Source organism: Streptomyces sp. B21-105 (genome assembly GCF_036898465.1).
Taxonomy (GTDB): Bacteria; Actinomycetota; Actinomycetes; order Streptomycetales; family Streptomycetaceae; genus Streptomyces.
On sequence record NZ_JARUMJ010000001.1, the window covers coordinates 1171509 to 1194725 of the forward strand.

16 protein-coding genes and 1 pseudogene are annotated in these 23217 nt (G+C 68.1%); 11 read left to right on the plus strand and 6 right to left on the minus strand.

Going from position 1 to position 23217, the window contains the following annotated elements; translation table 11 throughout:
- Positions 1 to 140: 140 nt before the first annotated feature.
- The 3 genes and pseudogenes from QA802_RS05075 to QA802_RS05085 form a co-directional block, all read right to left on the minus strand.
- On the minus strand, positions 141 to 764 hold the full coding sequence (locus QA802_RS05075; RefSeq protein WP_334518388.1) for a TetR/AcrR family transcriptional regulator: 624 nt from the start codon (positions 762 to 764) through the stop codon (positions 141 to 143).
- Positions 761 to 1003 (minus strand): annotated as a pseudogene (locus QA802_RS05080) (hypothetical protein); the annotation flags it as partial. The pseudogene QA802_RS05080 and the gene QA802_RS05075, both read right to left, overlap by 4 nt.
- A gap of 30 nt (positions 1004 to 1033) precedes the next feature.
- Entirely contained in the window at positions 1034 to 2041 is a 1008-nt protein-coding gene (locus tag QA802_RS05085) for a LacI family DNA-binding transcriptional regulator (protein ID WP_334518389.1), read from the minus strand.
- A gap of 356 nt (positions 2042 to 2397) precedes the next feature.
- On the opposite strand from QA802_RS05085, the gene QA802_RS05090 reads away from it, so the two are divergent.
- The 3 genes from QA802_RS05090 to QA802_RS05100 all read left to right on the plus strand — a co-directional run bounded on the left by QA802_RS05090 (position 2398) and on the right by QA802_RS05100 (position 8980).
- Positions 2398 to 3393, plus strand: a complete 996-nt coding sequence (locus tag QA802_RS05090; RefSeq protein WP_334518391.1) for a LacI family DNA-binding transcriptional regulator — start codon at positions 2398 to 2400, stop codon at positions 3391 to 3393.
- Positions 3394 to 3658: 265 nt separating this feature from the next.
- The gene (locus QA802_RS05095; RefSeq protein ID WP_334518393.1) at positions 3659 to 6136 is read left to right on the plus strand and encodes an RICIN domain-containing protein; all 2478 of its coding nucleotides are present in this window, start codon (positions 3659 to 3661) and stop codon (positions 6134 to 6136) included.
- A gap of 570 nt (positions 6137 to 6706) precedes the next feature.
- The gene (locus QA802_RS05100) at positions 6707 to 8980 is read left to right on the plus strand and encodes a right-handed parallel beta-helix repeat-containing protein (RefSeq protein ID WP_334518395.1); all 2274 of its coding nucleotides are present in this window, start codon (positions 6707 to 6709) and stop codon (positions 8978 to 8980) included.
- A gap of 160 nt (positions 8981 to 9140) precedes the next feature.
- Here the strand turns inward: QA802_RS05100 and QA802_RS05105 are convergent, their stop codons facing one another.
- A complete protein-coding gene (locus QA802_RS05105; RefSeq protein WP_334518397.1) occupies positions 9141 to 9857 on the minus strand; it encodes an SGNH/GDSL hydrolase family protein in 717 nt (238 codons plus the stop codon).
- 57 nt (positions 9858 to 9914) lie between these two features.
- On the opposite strand from QA802_RS05105, the gene QA802_RS05110 reads away from it, so the two are divergent.
- A complete protein-coding gene (locus tag QA802_RS05110) occupies positions 9915 to 10625 on the plus strand; it encodes a cupin domain-containing protein (protein WP_334518399.1) in 711 nt (236 codons plus the stop codon).
- 136 nt (positions 10626 to 10761) lie between these two features.
- On the opposite strand, the gene QA802_RS05115 is transcribed toward QA802_RS05110, so the two are convergent.
- Positions 10762 to 11751 carry a LacI family DNA-binding transcriptional regulator gene (locus QA802_RS05115; protein ID WP_334518401.1) on the minus strand — a complete coding sequence of 330 codons (990 nt, stop codon included), beginning with the start codon at positions 11749 to 11751 and terminating at the stop codon, positions 10762 to 10764.
- 230 nt (positions 11752 to 11981) lie between these two features.
- On the opposite strand from QA802_RS05115, the gene QA802_RS05120 reads away from it, so the two are divergent.
- From QA802_RS05120 to QA802_RS05150, 7 genes are all read left to right on the plus strand, one after another.
- Positions 11982 to 12902, plus strand: a complete 921-nt coding sequence (locus QA802_RS05120; protein WP_334518403.1) for a carbohydrate ABC transporter permease — start codon at positions 11982 to 11984, stop codon at positions 12900 to 12902.
- Positions 12895 to 13791 carry a carbohydrate ABC transporter permease gene (locus QA802_RS05125; RefSeq protein ID WP_334518405.1) on the plus strand — a complete coding sequence of 299 codons (897 nt, stop codon included), beginning with the start codon at positions 12895 to 12897 and terminating at the stop codon, positions 13789 to 13791. Before QA802_RS05120 ends, QA802_RS05125 begins: the two co-directional genes overlap by 8 nt.
- Before the next feature lie 103 nt (positions 13792 to 13894).
- On the plus strand, positions 13895 to 15199 hold the full coding sequence (locus QA802_RS05130; RefSeq protein WP_334518407.1) for an ABC transporter substrate-binding protein: 1305 nt from the start codon (positions 13895 to 13897) through the stop codon (positions 15197 to 15199).
- A gap of 86 nt (positions 15200 to 15285) precedes the next feature.
- Positions 15286 to 16401, plus strand: coding sequence for a Gfo/Idh/MocA family protein (locus QA802_RS05135; RefSeq protein ID WP_334518409.1), 1116 nt, complete (start codon positions 15286 to 15288; stop codon positions 16399 to 16401).
- A complete protein-coding gene (locus QA802_RS05140) occupies positions 16398 to 17360 on the plus strand; it encodes a DUF6807 domain-containing protein (protein WP_334518411.1) in 963 nt (320 codons plus the stop codon). Before QA802_RS05135 ends, QA802_RS05140 begins: the two co-directional genes overlap by 4 nt.
- 491 nt (positions 17361 to 17851) lie before the next feature.
- Positions 17852 to 18271, plus strand: a complete 420-nt coding sequence (locus tag QA802_RS05145) for a hypothetical protein (RefSeq protein ID WP_334518413.1) — start codon at positions 17852 to 17854, stop codon at positions 18269 to 18271.
- A gap of 456 nt (positions 18272 to 18727) precedes the next feature.
- A complete protein-coding gene (locus tag QA802_RS05150) occupies positions 18728 to 19696 on the plus strand; it encodes a PaaX family transcriptional regulator (protein ID WP_334518415.1) in 969 nt (322 codons plus the stop codon).
- A 1069-nt stretch (positions 19697 to 20765) separates the two neighbouring features.
- Here QA802_RS05150 and QA802_RS05155 read toward each other — a convergent pair.
- Positions 20766 to 22670, minus strand: coding sequence for a rhamnogalacturonan lyase (locus QA802_RS05155; RefSeq protein ID WP_443042071.1), 1905 nt, complete (start codon positions 22668 to 22670; stop codon positions 20766 to 20768).
- Positions 22671 to 23217: the final 547 nt, after the last annotated feature.

The window sequence follows — 23217 nt, forward strand, 5'->3', positions numbered from 1 at the left end:
ACTACGACGGCGGCTTCGTCGGCCTGCTGCGCCCCGAGTTGCACGAACGGCTGCTCGACGCACTGCCCAAGGGAGTCCCGCAGGTCAACCACAGTGGAGCGCGTCGCAGTGGCTCCAGGAGGCCGGGGGCCTTGGTGAGACTACTCCGTCAGCGTGTCCATCGCACGGTCGAGCAGTACGGCCAGGGGAACGGCGCCCTCGCAGGCCACCCAGCCCGTCGCGGCCGCATCCAGACAGGCGAGCGCGGCCCCGGAAAGCGAGTTCGGCCCGACCTCCTCCGGCTGGTCGGCGCTGACGCCCAGCCGCCGGGCGATCTCCGGCTCCAGCATCGCCTGCCAGCTCAGCTGCTTCTCGAAGTGCCGGGCGCGCAGTGACGGAGTCTCCTGGAGCATGCGCAGGTAGGCGAGTGTCTGCTCGGGCGCCTGCTCGTTCGCCTGCGTGAGGACGTCGAACGCCCTGCGCAGCGCCTCCCAGGGACGCTCGGCGGCGGGGCGGGCGGCGAACGCCTCCGCGATCTGAAGGCCGGTCTCCTCCAAACCCTGCAGGACCATGTCTTCTTTGGTACCGAAGTACCGGAACAGACTGGCCCGCGACAGCCCGACCTCACCGGCGATCTGGTCGACGGTCGTCCCGTCGAATCCCTGCTCGATGAAGAGCCGGAGCGCGACCTCGACGACTTCCTTCCGGACCGTCGCACGCATACGCTCCCGCAGGCCGGGCGGTTTGGTCGCGGACTGGGCGGAGGTGCGGGCGGAGTCGGTCATGAGTAGAGAATACAACAGCGGCTCAATCTGATACCGAGCATCAAAAGCATGGGATCCCGGCGACTGCACTCCAGTTTGCGCAGGAGACGTCAGCTTCAGGGTGGCCATGGCCTGTTCGCCGACGGCGCGGATGCGCGCGTGAGCACATCGACGGCCTGCTGACCGCCGGAGAGGTCGCGGTGTTTGCCGCGGAAGGGCACTCGCACGGTGCCGCCGGCGCCCTGGTAGCCCTGGACAGCTGACGCTCACCATGCGATCAGCCGGCACGGTCATCTAGGGGGTGTGCTTGCCCGCAGAACGACGTTCGTGGCGACCGGTACGATCCGCGGGGCGTCATCGTCGGAGAGCGCGAGCTCCATCGCACGGATCCCGACCTGTTGCAGAGGAACGGTCACGGACGTCAGCTCCGGGACGACGTCCACCGCCGGGCCGATGTCGTCGAAGCCGGCGACGGCGATGTCCCGGCCAGGGACAAGCCCGGCGTCGCGGAATGCGGTCATCACACCGATCGCCATGACGTCGCTGACCGCGAAGACGAGTTCCGTGCCGTCCAGTCCCCGCCGGACGAGCTCCCGGGCCGCCGCACACCCCCCTCGGCGACTGAACTCGGCTTCGACCACCAGCCGCTCGTCGACGTCGATGCCGAACTCGCGCAGGCCCTCCACGAAACCGCTGCACCGGTCACGGGACGTCCTGAGGCCGGGCCCCGCCCGGACCACCGCGAGCCGCCGGTAGCCGAGCCCTACCAGCGCGCGGGCAAGCTGCCGCGCTCCACCGTAGTTGTCGATGCTGACGGTGTGGAACGGCAGGTCGTGCTGGCTGATCAGGACCACGCTGCCGCCGGCTTCCCGGTAGGCGTGGAGTTCCTCGACGAGTGCGTCGCGGGCATCGGCGCCGTCGACGCGGCTGCCGGTCATGATGATGACGCGGGGACGCATGCCGCGCAGCGTCCCGACGATCTGGAGTTCCCGCTCCGGGGAGCGGTCCGCGACCGCCATGGTCACGATGAGTCCGGCGGCCTCGGCCGCCTGCGTCACACCTGCCGCGATGGAGGAGAAGTACGGGTCGTCGACACCGCTGACGACCAGCGCGGCGATGTTCGTCGACCCCCGCGCGATCGCCTGGGCGGACAGGTGCGGCGCGTAGTCCAGTTCCGCGGCCGCGGCGAGCACACGGTCGACGTTCTCCTGCCGGACGTTGCGGACGCTGCCGTTGAGCACCCGCGACGCCGTCGCCTGTGAGACGCCGGCTGTCCGCGCCACATCATGCAGGGTCACCTGACGTCCCTCGGATACGGCCTCCCCGCGACGCCGTACAGGCGCTGCCGCTCCATCTTCCATGCCGCACATTGTGCACCGAGCCGCCCAGCGCCCGGAAGTCGCGGGATCACTACCGACGGTCACTCCGTAGGCCGGTGCGCTTAGCGCCGCACATGCCTTGCGGAATCCAACCCGACGCGACCACCTTCCAGCCGGGCGACCGTATCCCGAGTCGGTCACCGGCACTTCCGTCCACACCACCGCGGGCCTGGCCGGGGATATCCTCGGGTAGCGTCGACGGCGGCTCGTTTTCGTGGTGTGGGAGGGACGGCGCGATGCCCCATTCAGCCAGGCCGACCGTCACCCTGCGTGACGTGGCGGCGGCCGCCGGTGTGTCGGTTTCGACCGCGTCGCGAGTGCTGGGCGGCAGTTCCCGCACGGTCGCGGAGGAATACAGGCAGCGAGTCGTCTCCGCCGCGGCGACGCTGCGCTACACCGCGGACGCCGCGGCCCGGGCGATGCGGCGCGCGAACGACTCGATCGCGGTCGTCGGCGACGATCTCACGACCCCGTCGATGGGAATGGTCGCTGCGGCGATGGAACGACGGGCGCGCGACGCAGGTGCGTTCGTGACCGTCTCGTCGACCCACGGCACCGCCGAGCGGCAGCTCGAAACCGTCCGGTTGCAGCGTGCCCTGCGGCCGCGTGCGCTCATTCTGACCTCGAGCCGCCTCGACACGGACGCCCTCGGCGGGCGCCTGCTCGACGAGTTGCTCGGCTACGAACGCGAGGGCGGCCGGGTGGTGATCGTCGGTGACACCGACATGCCGTTCGACTCCATCAGCTTCGACAATCACGGCCCTGCGAAGGAATTGGCCACCTACGTCGCCGGGTCGGGGCACCGGCACGTGACGATCCTCGCCGGCGCGCGCGGGAAGGGAAACGTCTCGGCCCGTACCGCGGGCTTCATCGCGGGTCTCCGCGACGGCGGCGTCGAGGAGCGGCACATCCGGGTCTCGCACTGCGCGGTGAGCCGCCAGGGAGGGTTCGACTCGGCGCGGCGGTTGGTCGCCGAGGGGCTGGAGCCGCCCCACGCGGTCCTCGCAGCCAACGACACCATCGCCATCGGCGCGATGTCCGCCTTCCGTACTGCCGGGGTGGCGGTGCCGGATGAGGTCTCGGTGACCGGTTTCGACGACATCGAGCTCGCGACCGACGTGACACCGCGACTGACGACCGTGTCGTTGCCGCTGGCGCAGGCAGGTGCCGAGGCGGTCCGCCTCGCACTCGCGGATCGTGCGGAACCAGAGCATCTGATGATGCGCGGGCAGGTCGTGGTGCGCGACAGCACGGCGATCCGCATCGTCTGAACCGCCCTGAGCCGATCACTCCCACCGACGCGCACAGCGCCTTCGGGCGCCGGAACCTAGCGCGTCAAAGCCGCATTTTTTGCCCGCTGACCGACGCTTGACGCCTTCGATCACGGACGGGCACACTGCACGGAATACGATTTCCCACTGAGAAGAGACGCCTCCACCGGGCGGGCTCCGCCTCTGCGCTCCACGCGACAGGCCCCGCACCGAGTCTCAGTGCAAGCCGCACCCACACCCGCACTCCCTCCCAGGAGGATCTTCCGTGCACCACGTCATTGGGCTGCCTGACAGGCGCATCAGACGGTTGGCGGCCCTGACCGCCCTGCTCATGGGACTGGCCCTGCTGACCGGCCGAGCACTGTCGCCCGCGTACGCCGCCACCAACACGGCGATCACCGTCGACGGCGCCAGCGCAGGACGCACCTTCGACGGCGTCGGCGCGATCAGCGGCGGCGGCGGCAACACCCGCCTGCTGGTCGACTATCCGGCCACCCAGCGCAACCAGATCCTGGACTACCTGTTCAAGCCCGGTTACGGCGCCGCCCTGCAGATCCTCAAGGTCGAGATCGGCGGCGACGTCAATTCCACCGACGGCTCCGAGATCAGCTTCGAGCACACGAAGGGCGACATCGACTGCAACGCCGGCTACGAGTGGTGGGCGATGGAGCAGGCCAAGGCCCGCAACCCCGGCATCAAGCTCTTCGCCCTGGCCTGGGGCGCGCCCGGCTGGATCGGAAACGGCAACTTCTACACGCAGGACGGCATCGACTACATGATCGACTGGCTGGGCTGCGCCAAGCAGCACGGCCTGTCCATCGACTACATCGGCGGCCGGAACGAGAAGACGTACAGCGCCTGGTTCTACCAGACCCTGAAGTCCGCCATGGCGGCGAACGGCTACGCCTCGACCAAGCTGGTCGGCGGCGACGAGACCGTCTGGAACATCGCCACCGGCATGAAGAACAGCACCGCCCTTCACAACGCCGTGGACGTCGCCGGCGCGCACTATCCCTGCACGTACCAGTCCGCGATGACCACCTGTTCCTCCTCCGCCGACGCCCAGTCGCTGGGCAAGCCGATCTGGGCCAGCGAGAACGGCTCGGAGAACGCCGAGACAGGGGCGGCCCCGGTCGCCCGCGCCATCAACCGCGGTTACCTCGACGCCAAGATGAGCGCGTACATCAACTGGCCCATGGTGGCCTCCGACTACCAGAACCTCTTCTTCCACGACCAGGGCCTGATCACCGCGAACCAGCCCTGGTCCGGCGCCTACAGCGTGTCCCGCACCGCTTGGTCCATCGCCCAGACCACGCAGTTCACCTCGCCCGGCTGGAAGTACCTCGACACCGCCTCCGGATACCTCGGCGGCGACCGTGCCAACGGCAGTTACGTCAGCTACGCCGCGCCCGACAAGAGCGCCTGGAGCACCGTCTTCGAGACCATGGACGCCACCGCGTCCCAGCCGGTCACCCTCGACATCGCCGGCGGCCTGCCCGGCGGGGCCCTGCACGTGTGGTCCACCGACCTGTCGCAGCCCGGCGGCGCCACCCCGCGCATGCTGCGGGACAGCGACCTGACCGCCTCCGGCGGCACGTACACCCTGACCCTGGACCCCGGCCGCGTCTACACCGTGACCACCACCACCGGTCAGGGCGCCGGAACGACCACCACGCCCACCCGCAACCGGCTCTCGATGCCGTACTCGGACTCCTTCACCGGATACAGCACCGGGCAGGAGGCGAAGTACCTCGCCTCGATGAACGGCGCCTTCCAGGCCGCCCCCTGCACCGGGGGCCGCAGCGGCCAGTGCCTGCGCCAGACCGCACCGATGAAGCCGATCATCTGGTGGGCGCCGGCCTCGAACGACATCCAGCCCTACACCCTCATGGGCGACGTGGGCTGGAGCAACTACACGGTCGGCTCCGACGTACTGCTGGAGAAGAGCGGCAGCGCCGCGGAGATTCTCGGCCGCGTGGGCACTCAGTCGAAGTTCAGCACCGGGCTGAACGCCTACCACCTGCGCCTGTCCGACACCGGATCCTGGGCGTTGCTGAAGACCGGCACCACCGGCACCAACTCGTGGAACTGGACCACCCTGGCCAGTGGTTCGGTCACCGCGCCCGGCACGGGCACCTGGCACAAGCTTGCCCTGACCTTCCAGACAAGCACGATCACCGCCAAGATCGACGGGGCCACCGTCGGCGCGGTCACCGACACGAGCTACGGCGCGGGCCTGGTCGGCCTGGGCACGGCCGGCTACTACCCCGTCCAGTACTCCAACCTGTCCATCACCCACGAAACCGTCCCGGACCTCTCCGGCACCTACAAGATCATCAGCGCCGGCAGCAGCAAGGCGCTCACCGCCTCCAACGGTGGAACCAGCGACGGCACGCCCATCGTCCAGAAGACCGACCAGAACAGCGGAAGCCAGCAGTGGAAGCTGGCCTACACCAGCGCCGGCTACCTCACGGTCACAGGTGTCACCAGCGGCAAGGCCCTGGACATCAACGCGGCCTCCACCTGGCCTGGCGCCGGGTTGCAGCTGGGGACGTCCGACGGGAGCGTCAGTCAGCAATGGCTGATCGCCCCGGCCGGCGGCGGCACCTACACCATCGAGTCCCGTTCCAACGGGTACAAGGCGGACGTGTACAAGGCACAGACCACCGACGGCACACCGATCGACCAGTGGTTCACCAACGGGAGCACCAATCAGCGATGGAAGCTGGTCAAGGTCTCGTGATCTGCTGAGCACCCGACCGATCCCATGGGCGGGGCAGGTCCCCGTCGCCGGCCTCCCCGCCCATGCGCCAGAACCTTGAGATCGGCCAGCGCTCCCGCGCCCGGCCGGACGACGGATACCCGAGCGGGCAGTGCGCGGCGCCGTCCGAAGCAGACTGGCTGCCGCGCGGCCGGCTGTCGAGTGGTGCCGTCGGCTTCCGGCAGGGCCCTCCATAACGCTGCCGCGTTCATCTGCTCGAAACCTTGACGCACACGATGTCCGCTGGGCACACTGCGCGGAATACGTTTTCCCAGCACGTCCGCCAGGACAAGCACGAGGCTTCCAGACGGTCGGCTTCACATCCGGGAGGGCACCTTTGACACCGGTAGCAAGGCACCTGGAGCCGCCGCCGATCCCTGCCCCCGACGGGGCATGTCCGGCCGGACCGGTTCCCATGTCGTCGGGCATCCGTCGGTGCGTCCACCGCACGGTCCCGAACTGTCCGCGCCCTGGGGCGTTAGGCGACGTCTCGACTGAAGGCGCCATGACAGGAGCCAGTACCTCACCACCGAAGACGACAAGAAGAGGACCATGACCGTCAACCGAAGACTTGTGTCACAAGCAACAGCCGCCGCACTGTGCGCGCTGGCAGTCGTGCTCGCGTCGATCGTGCTCATACCCGCGCAGCGGGCCTTCGCCGCGGGCACCACGTACTTCGTGAGCGCGAACGGCAGCGACAGCAACGCCGGAACCAGCAGCAGCGCGCCCTGGCGCTCGCTGAGCAAGGTGAACGCGACGACGTTCCAGCCCGGCGACACCATTCGCTTCGAGACCGGTGACAGCTGGACCGGACAGCTGTGGCCGAAGGGGTCCGGCGCCGACGGCGCCCCGATCGCCATCGACAGCTACGGAACGGGTGCCAAGCCGAAGATCGCCGGCCAGGGCACCGTCGGCGACGCGGTGCGGCTGAACAACCAGCAGTACTGGGAGATCCGCAACCTCGACGTGTCGAACGCGGTACCCACCGGGACGACAGACGGTTCGAAGCTCGGCGACTTCCGCGGCATCGGCGTGCACGGTGACAACGGCCAGACCCTGCACCACTTCGTGATCGACTCGGTGGACGTGCACGACGTCACCGGCGAGGTCAAGTGGGTCGGCGGCAGTACCGCCGACAACAAGCCGGGTATTTCCTTCGTGCAGGGTTGGGACCGCTCGAAGGACACCGGCGGCATCGCCTTCCTCACCGGCGTCCAGGACATCACCGCGCCCGGCGCCCCCACGGTGCTCGACGGCATCACCGTGGAGAACTCCACCATCAAGAACACCTCGTTCAGCGGGATCGTCACGAAGCAGTACGCCGGTGACGCGCCCGGTGCCGTCTTCACCGGCTGGGGCAAGCGCGCCACGGCCACCGACCCCGCCTACACCCCGTACACCGACGTCACGTTCCGCGGCAACTACATCACTCAGGCGAACACCCCCTACGGCTGCAACGGGATCTACCTCACCGGCGTCCGGGGCGGACTCGTCGAGGGCAACGTGATCGACCGGGTCGGCGTCTCCGGCGTCGAGACCAACATGGCCGACAACGTCACCGTCCAGCACAACGAGATCATGGGCACCCACCTCTCCTCGGGCGGTGCCGACCAGAACGCCCTGGACCCCGACATCGGCACCACCAACCAGGTGTTCCAGTACAACTACCTCCATGACAACGGCGACGGCATCCTGCTGTGCGCGTGCAACTCCGCGGTCAAGTTCGGCAGCGTGGTGCTCCGGTACAACGTCATCACCGGCAGCACACGGTGGAACATCCACATGTCGCAGCAGAGCGGCACGGTGGCGAGCATCTACAACAACACCATCGCCAACACCAATTCGCAGAACATGGTGACCGGCGGTGTCTCCGGCAAGGCGACGTTCACCAACAACCTGTTCGTCTCCGGGCAGTCCGCGCCCACGTTCGTACAAAAGTCGACCATCATCTACAACAACAACGGCTACTCGGACAACCTGACGACCGTGCCCACGTCCGACGCGAACGCCGTGGTCGGCGCTCCGCAGTTCGTGAACGCCGCCGTCACGGGGCCGTACGGCGACGTGAACGGCCCGAGACTCGACACGGCGGCGAACTTCGCGCTCCAGTCGGGATCGGTGTTCGTCGACGCCGGAGCCACCGTCACCGGCAACGGCGGCCTCGACTACGCCGGGGCGACCGTGCCGATCGGGAACGGTCCGGAGATCGGCGCCTTCGAACGCGGCGCGCCCGACATCGCGTTCACGGACACGTTCGACGGCCTGGCGACGGGCGCTCTCGCCAACGGGACCAACGGATGGCGGGTCATCTCGACCAACAACGACGTCTCCGTGGTGGGGACGCCGTCCGCCACCGACAAGAGCGTCCGGCTGACGCGCACCATCGAAGGCGGCGGGACCGACGGAACCAACCTCGCCCGCCTCTTCAGCACCCCGCTGCAGGGCGTGGTGACCATCGACACGCAGGTCATGCGCAACGACACCCAAGCCGGGTGGTTCGGGCTGCCCTACGTGTACAACGCCAGCGGCGCCCCGGCCGTCAGCGTCGCCTTCGCCCGCGGCCAGATCCACGCGTACAAGGGGACCACGGACACGGTGATCGGTACGTACACCAACGGCAAGTGGTACCGGGTCACGCTCACCGTGGACACCGTGAACCAGCGCTTCGACCTGGACATCGACGGCCACCGCATGGTGACCGATGCCGCGTTCCGCACCTCGATGCCGGGGATCGCGAAGGTCGCGTGGTACTCGAACGGGGGCGAGCGCGGGGCGGTGCACGTGGACGACGTCCGGATCTCGCGCGGCACCGGATTCGGCCAGTGAAAGCCAGGGCCAGTCTGGTGGCGTGAGTATTTCGGTAAGTGCGCCGATCCAGTAAGCGCTTCCTCCTCGGCCATGATGTTCGACTCAGGCTGACGTCATGAAAACAAAGAATCGGATCTGCCTGGCCGATATCGGCCAGGCAGATCCGATTGCCGACTGATCAACGTGAGGAAATCTTCTGCAGCGTTTCGCTCACCACCGGCACATAGAAAGTGCTGACACCCGCCTCGTTGGGATGTGTTCCCGATCCCTCTGTGCCAGGGAATCCGTTGGCCAGGCCGTCGAATGTGTATTTCGCACGCTGGGTGTCATCACGCGTGTCGAACGTGGTCTCTCCGAAGACGTCGGCAACGGCGATGTCCCACTTGTGGCAGGCTTCCAGGGTCGCCTCGCGCAGCGCCACCTGAGTGTCCCAGTCCCGCGAACCGAGCTTGTGGGCGGCCACGTACACGGTGCGGGCGGTCGGCCATTTCCGCTCCATGGCCTGCAGCGTCTTCTCCAACTCTTCGACGTAGCCACCGAGCGTGTACGCACGGTCCCGGAAAATGGACTGCGCGTCGTTGGTGCCTCCGTCGAAGATGACGAAGTCCGGCGCGTCGTCGGCCGCTTGCTCGACCTGCGTGAGTATCTGCCCTCCGGACGCATGCGGGTCGGCGCCTATGGTCGCGCCGTTCCGGGCGAACTTGGTGAGGGCCATGCCCTCGCGTTCTGCGACCACGTCCACGAAACTGTGCGGATACACATGCCCGTACACAATACTGTCGCCGAAGGCATAGACGCTCTTGCCTGCCAACCCATTGTCCACATCGTCCTCCTTGCGGCTTCGCCATTCGGGTCTGATTTTAGACTGAACATTGACCAGTTGGGCGACCGGCACGTAAATTAAGAGGGACAGAAAGCGCTTACTATATGGAACTGGAGTGTTGACACACACATGAGCACCACCAACACCGGATTGCCCGGGGGCGTCGCCGTCTCGCATCTGTCGGTGTACGACTGGCCTGCCGCCGACGGGGCGTGCGGCGGCACGCCTCACATGCACCTGGCGTGTTCAGAGGCGTACGTCGTCACCGGCGGACGCGGGGCCGTGCAGACGCTGACCGCTTCCGGGTACGAGGTCACTCCGCTCGAGGCCGGCACGGTCGCCTGGTTCACGCCGGGCACCATCCACCGGCTGGTCAACGAGGGTGATCTGCGGATCACCGTTCTGATGCAGAACAGTGGGCTGCCGGAGGCGGGGGACGCGGTCCTCACGCTGCCCCCGGAGTACCTGAACGATCCGCAGACGTATGCCCGTGCCACCGCCATCCCGGCCGACGCGCCCGAGGAGGAGCAGGAGCGCGCCGCCCGGGCCCGGCGGGACCTCGCCCTGGAGGGATACCGGGCACTCCGGGAGGCCGAGGGGCCGCATGCCCTGGCCGCGTTCCACCGTGCCGCCGCCGCGCTGGTACGGCCCCGCATCGCCGAGTGGCGCGAGCGGTGGCGACGAGGTGCCGAGGCCTCCGCCGTGGCCACTGCGGCGCAGCTCGACTGGCTGGAGCGGGGGGAGTCCCCCCACCTCGCAGATGCCGCCGTGAGCTCCGAACAGCCCGCTGCCCGAGGGAAGTTCGGCATGTGCGGCCGGCTTGACGTCTACGCGAACTGAGGGCGATGCGCACCTGAGGAAGCGCAGCGTGCGCGGCCGGTTCGGCCCGCACCCGAGGCCGGGCCGGATGGGCGGTGCAGGTACGGGGGACGGAGACGGTCCGCCTGCTCCGCGCCCACCCGGGCAGCGGCGCCGGTCACCGCCTGGGGCTGAGACGCCCTGCCGCGGGCGGCTCGGCCGTCGACTCCCGCCAGACGATCCGGAACAGGGAGCCCTCGGCCGTCTCGGGCGCGCTGTCCCTCAGACCCGCGATCAGCTTGGCCATGGCCGTACTGCCCAGTTGTTCGAGCTCCACGTCCACGGTGGTCAGGGACGGGGTCATGAACTGCCCGACCCCGGCGTTGTCCCAACCGGTCACGCTGAGGTCGCCGGGCACGTCCCAGCCGCGCTCCCGGGCGCCCCGGACGACGCCGGCGGCGACGAGGTCATTGGCCGCGATCACCGCGGTCGGCCGCGCATGACTCGGGAGCGTCCGTATCGCTTCGATGCCGGACTCTCCCGACCAGTCTCCGTCGAAGACCCCGACGGACTCGACCCCGAGGCGTTCGACGGTGTCCAGATAGCTCTGCTTGCGCGCCCTGGCGGAGGCGAACTGCGTGTCGCCCGCCACATGGAAGAACCGGGAGTGACCGAGCGCCGCCAAGTGCTCGATCATCCGCACCAGGGGCGTGGCGTCGGCCAGTTGCCCGATGCCGCGCATCTCGTCGTCGAAGTCGGCCGAGATCACCACGGCCGTCCTCTGGTGCAGTTTGCTCTCCACGGCCGGAAGCACGGGGGCGAGGGAGAGGAGACCCTCGTACTGTCCCGAATCGGCGAGCTCCAGCAGGCGGTCGCTCCTCGCGCGTACGCCGCCCCCGGCGCTCACGACATCCACGAAAAACCCCGCGGCCTGCGCCGTCGCGCTGGCGCCCGCCAGCATGCGTGAGGGGTTGAAGGCCATGGCGGGCATGAGGATCGCCAGCCGTCCGGTCTTCCGCGTGCGCATCGACCGCGCCACCAGGTTGGGACGGTAGTCCAGATCCCCTATGGCCTTCTCCACGCGTTCCAGGGTCGCGGGTTTCAGCCCGCCGTTGAACCGCAGATACCGCGACACCGTCTGGGGTGACACACCCGCGAGCCGCGCCACATCGGTGATCGTAGGCCGTCGTCGCGCCGCGTCAGCGCCGTCCATCCGCTTCCCCCACCCTTCCGCCAACGTTCGGTGAAGTCAGAGACTACACACTCTTGACGTAAAAAGTGATCGTTCACTATGGTCCTCGCAACCCACAAAAGTGAACGATCACTTTTCGGGGACGCGTGGCCCGGGACGGGCCCGCACCACCGTGTGCCGATGCCGCCGCTCAAGGGAGCAGTGCCGTGAGCTCCATCAACGAACTACGCCGGCTGCGCGGGTCCCAACGGGGCGCGCGACAGCAGAACAAGGCGGCGTTCCTCTTCCTACTGCCATGGTTCGTCGGGCTCTTCGGGATCACTCTCGGCCCGATGCTGGCCTCGCTCTACCTCAGCTTCACCAAGTACAACCTGTTGCAGCCGCCGCAGTTCAACGGAGTCGAGAACTGGACGCGCATGCTCGATGACGAGCGTCTGCACAAGTCGCTCGAAGTGACGTTCAGCTACGTCCTCGTCTCCGTCCCGTTGCAGCTGGCGATGGCCCTCGGGCTCGCCCTCCTGCTGGACAAGGGGGTACGGGGCCTGGCCTTCTACCGCTCCGTCTTCTATCTGCCGTCACTGATCGGCGGCAGCGTGGCGATCGCCGTGCTGTGGCGCGCGATGTTCGGGACCAACGGCCTCGTCAACGAGGCCCTGGCCCTCGTCGGTGTCCAGGGGCAGGGCTGGATCTCGGAGCCGGGAACGGCGCTGTCGACCCTCGTCGTCCTGAACGTCTGGACCTTCGGCTCCCCCATGGTGATCTTCCTCGCCGGGCTGCGGCAGATTCCGACCTCCCTCTACGAGGCGGCCTCCGTCGACGGCGCGAAGCGCTGGCGCCAGTTCCGCAGCATCACCATTCCGCTGCTGACACCCATCATCTTCTTCAACCTGGTGCTGCAGATCATCCACGCCTTCCAGACCTTCACCCAGGCCTTCGTGGTCTCCGGCGGTACCGGAGGGCCCGCCGACTCCACCCTCTTCTTCTCGCTGTACCTGTACCAGCGCGGGTTCGGCCACTTCGACATGGGTTACGCGTCCGCGCTCGCGTGGGTCCTGCTCCTCATCGTCGCGGCCTTCACCGCCGTCAACTTCTGGGCCTCAAAGTACTGGGTGTTCTACGATGACTGACCGCACCGAAGCCGTACCCCCCTCGCTGCCCGCCCCCCGCCCTCACGCGATACGCCGGGTCAGGCGCGCCGTGCGCGCCCCTCTCAAGCACTGCCTGTTGGCCCTCTGCGCCCTCACGATGCTGTACCCCGTCCTGTGGATGGTGGTCAGCTCGCTGCGTCCCAACAGTGAGATCTTCCGCAGCGCGGGACTCGCCCTGACGCACCCGCGCTTCGAGAACTACAGCAACGGCTGGAACGCCTTCTCCCAACCGTTCAGTCATTACATGATCAACTCGGCGATCGTCGTCACCGGCGCGATCCTCGGGAACCTCCTCGCCTGCTCCCTGGCCGCGTACGCGTTCGCCAGACTGGAATTCCGGGCGAAGCGCGTGTTGTTCGCCATCATGCTCGTCACCATCATGCTGCCGATCCACGTGATCATCGTGCCCCAGTACGTCCTCTACTCGGAGCTCGGCTGGGTCAACACGTTCCTGCCCCTGATCGTGCCGAAGTTCCTGGCGACCGATGCCTTCTTCATCTTCCTCATGGTGCAGTTCATCCGCGGCATCCCGCGCGAGATCGACGAGGCGGCGCGGATCGACGGCGCCGGGCACGCGCGGATCTTCTTCCACGTCATCCTGCCGCTGATGGTCCCGGCGCTGGCGACCACCGCGATCTTCACCTTCATCTGGACCTGGAACGACTTCTACACCCAGCTCATTTACCTGACCGACCCGGACATGTACACCACTCCTCTCGCGCTGCGCACCTTCGTGGACCAGCAGAGCGCGACGGACTGGGGCTCGGTGTTCGCCATGAGTGTCGTGTCGCTCGTTCCCGTCTTCCTCGTCTTCCTCGCAGGGCAGCGGTTCCTGCTGCGAGGCATCGCGACCACCGGTGGCAAGTAACCGCGGGGGCTACTGCCGGACAGGCGGAGGCGACCGAGCCATGACCGCTCGGGAGCACCGCAGTCATCAAATCCGACCCACCCATCAGGCACAGGAGAAGCACATGAACCCCAGCCCCTTCAGACGCGTCGCGATCGGAGCGGTCGCCTCACTCTCGCTCGTACTGACCGCCTGCTCCGGCGGCAGCACCGGATCCGCTCCCGAGCTCGGCGACAAGCCGGTCACCATCCGCGCCACCTGGTGGGGTGCGGACGCCCGCGCCCAGCTCACCGACGAGGTCATCAAGGCGTTCGAGAAGAAGTACCCCAACATCACGGTCAAGGGCCAGTACAAGGACTGGAACGGCTACTGGGACGCGCTCGCCACGACGACCGCTGCCAAGGACTCCCCCGACGTCGTCCAGATGGACGAGCTGTATCTCGCCTCGTACGCCGACCGCGGAGCGCTGTACGACCTCGGCAAGGCCAAGAAGATCCTCAGCACCTCGCAGTTCGACGACCAGGCCCTGGCCACCGGACAGATCGACGGAACGCAGTACGCCCTTCCCGTCGGCGTCGGCGTCATGTCCATCCTCGTGAACACCGACATGTTCACGAAGTACGGCGTGAAGGTTCCCGACGACAAGACCTGGACGTGGGACGACTACGCCAAGACCGCCAAGGAGCTGACGGACAAGAGCGGCGGCAAGATCCATGGCGCGGCCGGCGCGCCCGGCTTCTCCGCAGGCGATGTCAAGTACTGGGCCCGTCAGCACGGTGAGAACCTCTTCGACAAGGACGGCAAGGTCTCGCTGAAGCCCGAGACGCTCGCCGGCATGTGGAAGTACGGTCTGGACCTGCTCTCCTCCGGGGCCAGCGTCAATACGTCGACGATGGTCGAGGACCTGACCGCCGGTGTGACCGCCGGCAGCTTCGCCACCGGCAAGGCGGCCATGATGGGGGCTTACAACACCCAGATCACCGCGATCCAGCAGGCCGCGGGCGCCCATGTGCAACTGCTGCAGATGCCTCGTGTCGGCGACACCAAGGCGAACTTCTTCAAGCCCTCCATGTACTGGGCGGTCTCGAGCCAGAGCGCGCACCCGGCCGAGGCGGCCGCGTTCGTCAACTTCCTGCTCAACGACCCCAAGGCCGCCGACATCCTCAAGACGGAGCGCGGAATCCCCGCCAACAAGGAGATGCTGAAGCACCTCCAGCCGACTCTGGCCGGGACCGACAAGGCGGCGGCCGACTACATGAACGCCGTGACCCCGGGTGAGTCGCCGGTCGTCACCCCCAACGGCGGAAGCGGCATCGAACCGGAGCTGCAGCGCTACAGCCAGGAGGTCTACTTCAAGAAGACCTCGCCCGAAGCCGCCGCGAAGGCCTTCATCAAGGAGCTTCAGGGCGAGATCGACGCGGCCAAGTGACCTCCCTCCGGGGGCCGTCGCCGCTGCCCACGGCCCCCGGTAGCCCCACGAGAAGTGGGTCAGGAACCAAGAGAGAGAAACCACTCATGCCCAGCCCCCGGCCGCCGTACCGCGTGGCCATCATCGGCACCGGCGGTATCGCCCACGCTCATGCCGAAGCCCTCACCGAACTCTCCGAACGTGCCCGGCTGGTCGCCGTCGCCGACCTCGACCCGAGCCGTGCCGCCGCGTTCGCCGAGCGATTCTCCGTGCCGCACGTCTTCGACGACCCGCAGGCTCTGCTGGAGAGCGAAGACCTCGATCTCGTACACATCTGTACACCTCCGCAGACCCACGTACCGCTGGCGTCCATGGTGATGCGGGCCGGCGTCACCGCCTTGGTGGAGAAGCCGACGGCACTGAGCCTGCGCGAGATGGACCAACTGGCCACGGTGCAGGAGCAGACCGGCTCCAAGGTGCTGACCGTCTTCCAGCACCGCTACGGCGCGGCGGCGGAACGCCTGCGCAGGCTGGCCACGGCCGGCGCACTGGGCCGGCCACTGGTCGCCACCTGCGAGACCCTCTGGTACCGGCCCGACGCGTACTTCGAGGTGCCGTGGCGGGGACGCTGGGACGTCGAGGGCGGCGGCCCCACGATGGGACACGGCATCCACCAGTTCGACCTCATGCTGTCGGTCCTCGGCCCCTGGTCCCAGATCACCGCACTCGCCGAACGCCAGGCCCGGCCCACCGACACCGAGGACGTCTCGATCGCCGCCGTCCGGTTCGACAACGGAGCCCTCGCCACAGTGGTCAACTCCCTGTTGTCCCCCCGGGAGACCTCGCGCCTGCGCTTCGACTTCGAATACGCCACCGTCGAACTCGAACACCTCTACGGCTACCGCGAGGAACACTGGCGCTTCACCCCGGCCCCCGGCCACGACGAACTCTCGGACCTCTGGGCCGTCGGTGACGAGCCGGACATCACGAGCGGCCACAGACTCCAGATCGAGGCCGTGTTCGACGCCTGGGAGACCGGACAGGAACCCGGCGTCTGTCTGCAAGACGCGCGCCGCACGCTGGAGTTCGCGGCGGCGACGTACGCCTCCGCCTTCCGCGGTGTCCCCGTCGCCGCGGGCGAACTGACCGACGACGACCCCTTCGCGCTCAGCATGGACGGCGGCGCCGTGCCGTGGGAACCGGTCAAGGAGGCCCTCGTATGAACGCCCTTGAGATCCGCCACGACCTGGGTGCCTCGGTCACGGTCCGCGACGGCGGCACCGAGCTGTTCCGCTACGTGTACCAGCCGGACACCGTCCAACTGGAATCGCCCAAGCCCTACATCCACCCCCTGCGCACCCGGGCCGGCAAGGTGGTCAGCCTGTTCCGTCCCCACGACCACGTGTGGCACAAGGGCATCGCGTGGTCCCTGCCCCACGTCGGCGAGGAGAACTTCTGGGGCGGTCCCACGTACATCCACGGACGCTTCTACGTCCAGCTGGAGAACAACGGAACCCAGGCCCACCGCCAGGTCGTCGACCTGGACAGAGCCGACGGAACGGCGACGTTCGCCCACGACCTGGACTGGACCACCCAGTCCGGCGCGCTGTTCTTCACCGAGCGCAGGACGCTGCGAGCGAGCCTGGTCTCCCCGCACGCCTGGGTGTTGACGTTCGAGACGCAGATGACCAACGTCTCGGGAACGGACGTCGCCATGGGGTCCCCGACCACCAAGGGACGGGAGAACGCCGGCTACGGCGGCCTGTTCTGGCGGGGCCCGCGGTCGTTCACCGGCGGACAGTTCGTGACCGAGGAAGGCCTGGGCGGCGACGAGGTCCGCGGGCGGCGCATGGAGTGGATGGGCTTCGCGGGCCGCCACGACGAGACGGACGCGCAGTCGCTGGTGCTCATGGTCGACGACGCGGCGAACCCGAGTCACCCGCCGCAGTGGTTCGCCCGGACCGAGGAGTTCGCCTGCCTCAACCCGGCACCGTTCTTCAGCGAGGAGCTGACCGTCGAGGACGGCGCGACCGTGCGGTTCCGCTATGGCGTCGGGATCGCCGATGCCGACGCGAACGCGGCTCCCGCACTCGCCGACGCGGTACGCCGGGTGCTCACCCGGTCGGATACGCCGTCCGCGCGTGCCGCGGAATCCTCTGCAGGGCGCTTCGCGACGGAGTGATCCGACCCTGCTCGCTGTGCAAGCCCCCGGCGTGCACTCCCCGCTCACCAGGGAGTGCACGCCTTCCTCGCCACCCCGGCCGCTGCGATCGCCGTAGACGCAACTCGTGACGGGCATCGCAACGGCCGGCGCCTGCTCGACGAACCGTGAGACGGCGGGCGTCCTGGCGCTGCTCAGTCCTTGCTCGCCTCGAACCGGACGAGGTGGCCGTGGCTGAGTCCGCGTACCTCTTGATGGCTGTCGGCCAATCCCTGCCTGTAGCCGCTGCAAGCGAGCGAAGCAGGAGGACGGTCCCGCGCGCAGCGCCGGCCTGTGGTGGGCGAGCAGCGAGGAACTCGGTCCTGAGCGCGGAGCTTCGCGGTTCACTGCTGGTTCCCCGGGGCGCGCACCGGCCGTAGCTCCTCCAGACCTCGCGCGTCCGCCTCCGCGCCTGAGCACGCAGTTCGCAACGCGGCCCAGGTCGCCGGGTCGGGCCCGAGCGGGTGGCACTCATGAGCCAACTGAAAGGCCGGTTTCCCGGGCGGACTCGCCCCCGCCCGGGCCGAGTGGTCGCCGGGACCACGGCTGCGGCCTTGATGGCCACGGCAGGCACGTTCGTCGTGCAGCATTTCTCCGGCGATGACGCCTCCGGTGGTACGCCTTCGCCGTCATTCGCGGCCACATCGCTTCCTGCGGCCTGGGCAGGTACATGGGTCGGCGCCGGGCCGGGCAATCCCACCCCTGACGGTCCTAGTCAGCGCCGGACCGACCGGTTCACCGTCACGTTGACTCTCCACCCGGCACAACAGGGTGAGCTGGCGGGCAAGCAGGTCAGCAGCGTGACCGAAGTGAACACCGGCCTTGAGCTGGGATGCACCGAGACCCTGCAATTGCGGGAGGTACGCAAGGCCTCGATGGTCCTCAAGGGCTGACACCAGCCAACCCACCGACCCGTCGGCCGAACCGGCCTGCCCCGACGGCAACGTCTACGTCGTCACGATGACCGCCCGAGACACCCTGAGCCTGAGCGACGAGGGTGACCAGTCCGCCGGGGCGCCGTCCACCCTCACCCGGCGGTGACGGATGCGCCCGCCGACCATGGGACGCCAAGCCCTTCTCATCCATGGCCGGCCTCGCTGAGCCCGTGGTGCTCCGTCGCCTCCGCCCTCCGGACGGACTCCCGGCCGCGACGTGCGAAAGCAGTACGTGGCGGCGCGAGAGCGCGAGGCAGGGGTACCGTACCGAGCCCGCTGGGCACTGTCCGGGCACCTTCACTTCACCGGTGCGCGGAGGTCCCGCCGGGGTGGGCCGATCCCGGCGGAGCTCCACCCGACGATCTCCCAGCCGTTAAAGTGGTGCCGATCCTGTCCACAGCGTCGGAGCCGACCTTGCCGAACCTGGTCCACCTCGAGGAAATCTTCTCCGACGAGGGTGACGGCGCCTCCGGCCCCGTGCGGTCGCCCGGCTGGCAGAGCACCGTCTCGCCACAGGGCCTCGCGGTGACCTTGATCGCCGACTACACGTTCCCCGTCCGGTCCTGGTTGCCGTCGGCGGCGATCGTGGCGCTGCTCGGCGAGTTCCATGTGACCCCGGGCGCCGCCCGTACGACGATCAGCAGGCTGATGCGCCGTGGGGTGCTGGAGGGCAGCCGGCAAGGGCGGTACAGCTCCTACCGGCTGACGTCTCAGGCCGCCGTCGATCTGTGGAGCGGCGCCAGCTCGATCGCCACCTTCACCACTCAGCCCGACTCGTGGGACGGACGGTGGACACTGATCGCCTTCTCCGTTCCGGAGCAGGAGAGCACGCGGCGGCGGGCGTTGCGCACCGCGCTGCGTTGGCGCGGGTTCGCGCCGCTGTACGACGCGCTCTGGGTGTCGCCGCACCCCCTCACCCCCAAGGGGCGGATCGACGTGGCCGACCTGGCGCGAGGAGCGGTGACCGTGTTCCGCGCGCGGCAGGAGGAACTGGACACGGCGGTCGACCGCAACCCGGTCGAGGCGTGGGACCTCACCGGCATCGCCGAGCACTACCACGCGTTCATCAGTCGTTGGAGCGGCTTGCTTCCGCACATCGGCGCCGACGGCGTCACCGGTGCCGATGCGGTGCGCGCCCGGACCGAGGTCATGCACGCCTACCGGCACTTCCCCATCCTGGACCCGTTGCTCCCCATCGGGCTGCTGCCATCCGACTGGCCCCGGTCACGGGCACGGGAAGTCTGCGTCGCGGTGTACGACGGGCTGCTCCAGCCCGCCCAGGACCATGTCCGCGCCGTGGTGACCCGCTTCGCGGAGGGACCGCACCTCGACATCCGGGCCCATACGATCGCCGGCATGAGTGCGGGTATCGGTCACGGCTGACGAGGGACCGTCGCCAGTGTGACGGGGCGATGTACAGAGACGCGATACCGCGCCGCCCGCCCCTAGATCTGTCGAATGCGCGTCGAGGACAACAGAGTTGGGCGCCAATGATCGGCAGACCGGCACCCGATCGGGGCTCTGACGGTTGCAACCGATGTGGGAACGCTCCCAGAGGCGCGTCACAGGTGGTCACCGGCTCGCCATCGCCGTGTCTCTGCCCGCAAGGCAACGCCACATCGATCACCGCCACGGTCGCTGCCACAGGCAGGACCGGAACGTCCTCCACCGTTCCTGATACGCCCACCTGACCACCCCCACGGCTACGACCCCACCACCTCGGTCAGTGCGACCGCCCCGGCGATGCCTCTTCCCGGCACCTGACCGAGCAGCGCTCCGCACCCCCCACACCAGGAGTCTTCATGACCATGCAGCGGCGTACTTTCCTGACCCTGAGCGCAGCCGGAGGCGCGGGCGTAGGCCTGTCCCTGCTCGGCACAGCGCAAGCAGGTGCCGTCGCAAGGGCCAGAGCTCCGGCCCAGCGGTTCGCGGTCGGCGTGCGGCCGTATGCCCGGAGCCGCGGCAGCCGCCGGTGGACCACGTACGTCTACTACCGTTCCTAGAGACTGAGCGGGAGTGACCACCGGCAAGCACCCCAGAACAGCGCAGGCATACACCCTTCACTTCGAGATGATCAAGGAAGGCGGCCTTGACGCCACCAACGGTGGCTAAACGCAACGGTGTTGCACGACGAGGGACGCCATCCTGCCTCTGCCGGGGTGCGCCCACATGCTGCTGAACCCCTATCACGTATCACGCAGAAACCGGGCTACTGGTCGGAGGAAGGCTTGCGGACGCCGGCTGGTTGAGAGATAGAGCCGTAGGACCGAGACGTGTTTTCCGCCAGGTGACTACGCTCCGCGCCGCCCCGCCCCGCCCCAAGAACACCATCAGCGTGCCGCGTGCACCACTGCCAGTGCTCCATTACCCGTGCCAGGTTCCACTCGTTCGACGAACACCCCTTCCCTGATGCTCGAACTCGCTCGAGCATCAGGGAAGTCGGCTGTCCGGCTCAGCGGCTGTTCGGCAGCGCAACGGTGGGGCGGGGTGGCACGGGCATGTTGCCGCCGATGAAGAAGCTGGGGTGCGGGGGCTGGTTGTAGGCGGTGTTCTGCCAGGCCAGCGCCGTGCGGTACTGGGTGTCGTGGAGGAGGGTCGTGATTCGCGTATTGGTCTGGAACGGCGTGGAGTAGATCCGCAGGGCCGTGTTGTTGGACGTCGGCCAGATGACCTCCTCGCGCCAGTCGCCGAGGATGTCGCCGGACAAGGACGGCGTCGACTTGGTGCCGTTGTTGGAGTGGACCCCGGAGCCGGTGAGCAGGCGGGTGTCGCCGGACGTGCCGTACTTGTCGATGTGGGTGCCGTCGAGAAGTTCGCGCGTGGTGTCGCCGTCCCACCACGCCAGGAAGTTGCTGGACCCGGGTTTACGGCTGGCGACCACCGCGCCCTTGGGGTTGCGGACGCCGCTCACGAGAGACGACCATGACTCGGCGCCCGCGCTGCCGGACCAGATGTCACCGGACACGCCCCGGCCGTTGTCACCGCTGGCGGGGGTGGACCAGAGGATCTGGCCGGTCCTCGCGTCCGCCATCCAGGAGGACGGCTTGGAGCTGTCCTCGTCGACCTTGAACTCCTCCAGACCCGGCCGGGACGGGTCGAGGTCGCCCACGTGCATCGCGTCCCCGTGCCCGTTCCGCGTCGTCCACAGGCCGTTGCCGTTGTCGTCGACGGCCATCGCGCCGTAGACGATTTCGTCCTTGCCGTCGCCGTCGACGTCCGCGACCGACAACTGGTGGTTGCCCTGGCCGGCGTAGCCGCTGTTGGCGTTGGAGTCGAAGGTCCACCGGCGGGTGAACTGCCCGTTCCGCCAGTCCCAGGCCGCGATCACCGCGCGGGTGTAGTAGCCGCGAGCCATGACCACCGAGGGGCGGGAACCGTCCAGGTAGGCCGTGCCCGCCAGGAACCGGTCCACGCGGTTGCCGTAGGAGTCCCCCCAGGACGACACCGTGCCTCGGGCCGGGACGTAGTCGACGGACTGCATCGCCTTGCCCGTCTGCCCGTTGAACATCGTCAGGTACTCGGGGCCGGACAGCACATAGCCCGAGGAGTTGCGGTGATCGGCCGAGGAACCCCCTATGACCGAGCCGGTTCCGTCCTTCGTGCCGTCGGCGGTCTTCATGGCGACCTCGGCCTTGCCGTCGCCGTCGTAGTCGTACACCTGGAACTGTGTGTAGTGCGCGCCGGAGCGGATGTTGCGGCCGAGATCGATACGCCACAGGCGAGTGCCGTCGAGCTTGATGCCGTCGACGATCGTGTTGCCGGTGTAGCCGGACTGGGAGTTGTCCTTGGCGTTCGTCGGCTGCCACTTCAGAACGATGTCCAGGGCGCCGTCGCCGTCGAGGTCGCCGACGGAGGCGTCGTTGGCCTCGTAGGTGTACGGCGAGTTGCCGGGTGAAGTGCCCCCGGGCGGCGGGGAGATCGGCACGTCCTTGTACCCGGCGCGGAACTGGAGCGCGTGTTCGGACGGCGCCTGCTCGACGCCGTTCACCACCGCGCGCACCGTGTAGTCGGCGGAGTCCGGGGCGGCAGCGTCCAAGTAGTTCGTCGAGGTGGTCAGGGGCGAGGAGTTGAGCCTGGTGCCGCCACGGTAGACGTTGAAGGCCACGTCGTTCGGGTCAGTGACCAGCCACCGCCACGACACCAGGTTCCCGCTGCCGGAGTGGACGCTGGTCAGTCCCCGGTCCAGGCGTTCCACCTGTCGCGCGGTCGCGGCGTGCGCGGTCTGCGGCAGGCCGGTGAGCGCGGAGAGGGCCAGTGCGGTCGCGGCCGTCAGGCCGCGGAACAGCCGATTGCTCGACCGGCGTTGGAATCGCCTTGGGGGCGATGCGGTGCGCGGATGCCGGTGCGGGTCGGTCACGATGACCTCCGATGTGTGGGGGGTTATGTGAAGATCGCGGAGACGGCGGTCTGACACAGCGTGGGAACGCTCCCATTCGCTGCGAGGGTAGGAATCCGCTGATAGCCCGTCAAGCATTCTGTTGGCTTTTTCTGTTCGAGCATGTTCGAGTGCGAGCCGAAGAGATGCCCGTACGCAGCCTCGTCCCCGTCGCCGCATTCCTTCTGAAAGGGCACTTGAACTGGGATGACTCCCACCGCTTCAGACAGCCCGCAGCCGAGGCGCGGCGAGCACCCGCCCACAGGATCGCACCGCATCTTCCATTGGATCGGTGAGCAATGGTTGACAGCTTCGTGCCCGATCGAGAAGCTGCGTGATGCACCTCCGGTTCATTGTGATGCGATTGCGCGCTTTCGTCGCCACTCCTCTGTGATCGCTCACAGCTCCGACCTCGAGGAGCGTCCATGGCATGCCAAGGCCGCCCTCTCCGACACGTGCCACTCGCAGCAGTCCTGCCTCAGTTGTCGCCACACCCAGGGAGGCGGCATCGGATGGATCGCACGCGCTA